A 2,990-nucleotide genomic window follows, 5' to 3' on the forward strand; every position below is an offset into this window, starting at 1 on the left:
GCCAGCTCCGGCACGGCCGCGGCGACCGCTTCGGCGAACGCCGCGTCGGCGCGGGCCCGGGAAGCCAACTCCGCCAACGGATCCGGCTGCGGGGGTGCCGGCGGGTCGCTGGTGCAGGCGGCCACGACGGGCGCTGCGAGCACCGCGCCCAGCCCCACGCGCAGCACCCAACGGCGGCTCGGCCCGGCGTCACCCATCAGATCCGTCACTCGCAAGCTCGGTGACGGCGACCCTGCCACCTCGTTCCTCGGTGGCAGGGCAGTATTGATGGTTCGCTCCGCAAGCTCCGCTCACGGGCAGTCATCCTGCCAGGTGCCCGTCGGCGGCCCGATGGACGCGCGGTAATCGCTCGGTCCCCGCCCACGCTTCGTCACGAGATACGCTTGGCAACCACAGTCGGTGAGTGGCCCCCAGGAGCGACGACGTGCCAGGTCAGCCGCAGCGCGGTTCCGGTTCCAGCGTGCTGGAGCCGGTGGTCGCCGACGCCGTCGCGGCGGCCGGGTTCGACCTCGAGCAGCTGGCCGTGACGACGGCCGGGCGGCGCCGGTTGGTCAAGGTCGTGGTGGACGCCGAGGAGGGCGTCGATCTCGACCGGGTGGCCGAGGTGAGCCGGGCGGTGTCCGCCGCGCTGGACGCGCACGACGCGGAGCTGGGTGGCCCGTACACGCTCGAGGTCACCTCCCCGGGTCTGGATCGCCCGTTGACCAAGCCGCGGCACTGGCGTCGGGCGAAGCTAAGGCTCGTGAAGGTCAAACAGGCCGACGGCACGACGGTCACCGGACGGGTCGGGACGGCGGACGACGATCCGGACGGTGGGGTCGAGCTGCTCGTCGAGGGTGTGCTGCGGCGGGTCGCCTACGCCGAGGTGGTCCACGCCGTCGTGGAGGTGGAGTTCAAGCAGCCACCGGTGGAGGAACTGAAACTGCTCGAAGGTAGGGATTCGAGGTGAACGTCGACATCGCGGCGCTCCGCGCGATCGAGCGCGACAAGGACATCCCCTTCGAGACGGTTCTCGACGCCATCGAGACGGCGCTGCTGACCGCGTACAAGCACACCGAGGGCCACCAGCCGCACGCCAAGATCGACATCGACCGGCGCACCGGCATCGTGCGGGTGATCGCCTACCGGATCGGCGAGGACGGCACGGTCGCCGAGGAGTGGGACGACACCCCGGAGGGCTTCGGCCGCATCGCCGCCACCACGGCGCGCCAGATCATCCTGCAACGCCTGCGCGACGCCGAGAACGAGAAGACCTTCGGCGAGTTCTCCGCCAAGGAGGGCGAGATCGTGGCCGGCGTCGTGCAGCGCGACGCCAGGGCCAACCAGCGCGGCATGGTCGTCGTCCAGGTCGGCGACACCGAGGGTGTGCTGCCGGCCGCCGAGCAGGTGCCGGGGGAGCGCTACGAGCACGGCACCCGACTCAAGTGCTACGTGCTCGGCGTCTCCAGGGGAACACGCGGGCCGCAGATCACGTTGTCCCGTACGCACCCCAATCTCGTGCGCCGGTTGTTCGCGCTGGAGGTTCCGGAGATCGCCGACGGCACCGTGGAGATTCCCGCGGTCGCCAGGGAGGCCGGGCACCGGTCCAAAATTGCGGTTCGATCGACGGTCCCTGGAGTCAACGCGAAGGGCGCGTGCATCGGTCCGATGGGCGCCAGGGTGCGCAACGTGATGAGCGAGCTACACGGCGAGAAGATCGACATCATCGACTACTCGGAGGACCCGGCGACGTTCGTGGGCAACGCGTTGTCCCCGGCCAAGGTGGTGTCCGTGCGGGTGATGGACGAGCGGGCGAAGACGGCTCGGGTCGTCGTGCCGGACTTCCAGCTGTCGCTGGCGATCGGCAAGGAGGGCCAGAACGCCCGGCTGGCCGCCCGGCTGACCGGCTGGCGGATCGACATCCGCAGCGATGCCGCGGCCGCGACGCCGACCCCATCCGGTTCGGTGGAGTGAGCGACACGAGATAGACTTTTCATGGTTCATCGTCGCGAACCGATTTCCGCACGTCCCTCGGGTCGGGGCCCGGTGAGGACCTGTGTCGGATGTCGGGTCAAGGCGGTGGCCGGTGAGCTGCTACGCATCACGGTCGTCGATGGAGAACTTGTTCTCGATCTTCGACATCGGATCGGCGGTCGGGGAGCCTGGATACACCCCGACCCGGGCTGCCTCGACAAGGCCGAGCGGCGGCGGGCGTTCGCCAGGGCGCTACGCGTCCCTGGACCGCTCGACGTGGCCGGCGTTCGACGGCAGGTGGAGCAGCTGCCGCACACCGGTAAGGACCCGGGAGCTTCCCGGGTCGCGCTGGAAGACAGGAAGCAGGTCGACCCGTCATGAGTCAGCCGTGAAGCTGAAGCCATGAACGTCAGACGTTAGGACGAGGTCGCGCGGGACTTTGCCGCCGGCCTCACTCGGATGAGGAGAGCAGTGGCAGGCAAGGCCCGAGTGCACGAGCTCGCGAAGGAGCTCGGTGTCACCAGCAAAGAAGTGCTCGCCAAGTTGAAGGATCTTGGCGAATTCGTGAAGTCGGCGTCCTCCACGGTGGAGCCCCCGGTGGCTCGCAAGCTGCGGAACGCCTACACCAAGCCGGCAGCGGCGCCGTCCTCGGACGGTGCCGCGACCAAGGCGGAGCCGGCCGCCAAGCCCGCACCGGCCCACAAGCCGGCCGCTGCCAAGCCGTCCGGTCCGCGTCCGGCGGCCAAGCCGGCCGCCGCGCAGCAGCCGGCCGCGCCCAAGCAGGCGCCGAAGCCGGCCGCCAAGCCGGCGCCCGCGCCGGCCGCCGCCGAGCCGGTCGTTCCCGAGGTGCCGGAGGTTCCGGCGGCCAAGGTCGACTCCAAGCCCGCACCCGAGGCCCCGCAGCAGGGTCATTCGGTCGTGCCGCCGAAGCCGCAGGCCCCCAAGCCCGGTCCGCCGCGCGCCCCGCGCGTCGGCAACAACCCGTTCGGCGTGGGCGCCGGATCGCCCCCGCCGCGTCCGGCCGCGCCCCGGCCCGG

4 protein-coding genes and 1 pseudogene are annotated in these 2,990 nt (G+C 71.0%); 4 read left to right on the forward strand and 1 reads right to left on the reverse strand.

Annotated elements, in window-relative coordinates:
* Positions 1–209 (reverse strand): annotated as a pseudogene (locus VGX25_RS22510) (DUF4439 domain-containing protein); the annotation flags it as partial.
* A gap of 215 nt (positions 210–424) precedes the next feature.
* On the opposite strand from VGX25_RS22510, the gene rimP reads away from it, so the two are divergent.
* The 4 genes from rimP to VGX25_RS22530 all read left to right on the forward strand — a co-directional run.
* On the forward strand, positions 425–949 hold the full coding sequence (rimP, locus tag VGX25_RS22515; RefSeq protein ID WP_326919855.1) for a ribosome maturation factor RimP: 525 nt from the start codon (positions 425–427) through the stop codon (positions 947–949).
* Positions 946–1,953 (forward strand): transcription termination factor NusA, encoded by a 1,008-nt coding sequence (gene nusA, locus VGX25_RS22520; RefSeq protein ID WP_326919856.1) that lies wholly within the window; start codon positions 946–948, stop codon positions 1,951–1,953. The genes rimP and nusA overlap by 4 nt, the downstream gene beginning before the upstream one ends.
* A gap of 105 nt (positions 1,954–2,058) precedes the next feature.
* Entirely contained in the window at positions 2,059–2,334 is a 276-nt protein-coding gene (locus VGX25_RS22525; protein ID WP_414635917.1) for a YlxR family protein, read from the forward strand.
* Positions 2,335–2,412: 78 nt separating this feature from the next.
* A partial coding sequence (locus VGX25_RS22530) for a translation initiation factor IF-2 N-terminal domain-containing protein (protein WP_326919858.1) occupies positions 2,413–2,990 on the forward strand: 578 nt, incomplete at its 3' end.

The sequence above is a fragment of the Actinophytocola sp. genome, from assembly GCF_035942955.1.
Classification (GTDB): domain Bacteria; phylum Actinomycetota; class Actinomycetes; order Mycobacteriales; family Pseudonocardiaceae; genus DASYTH01.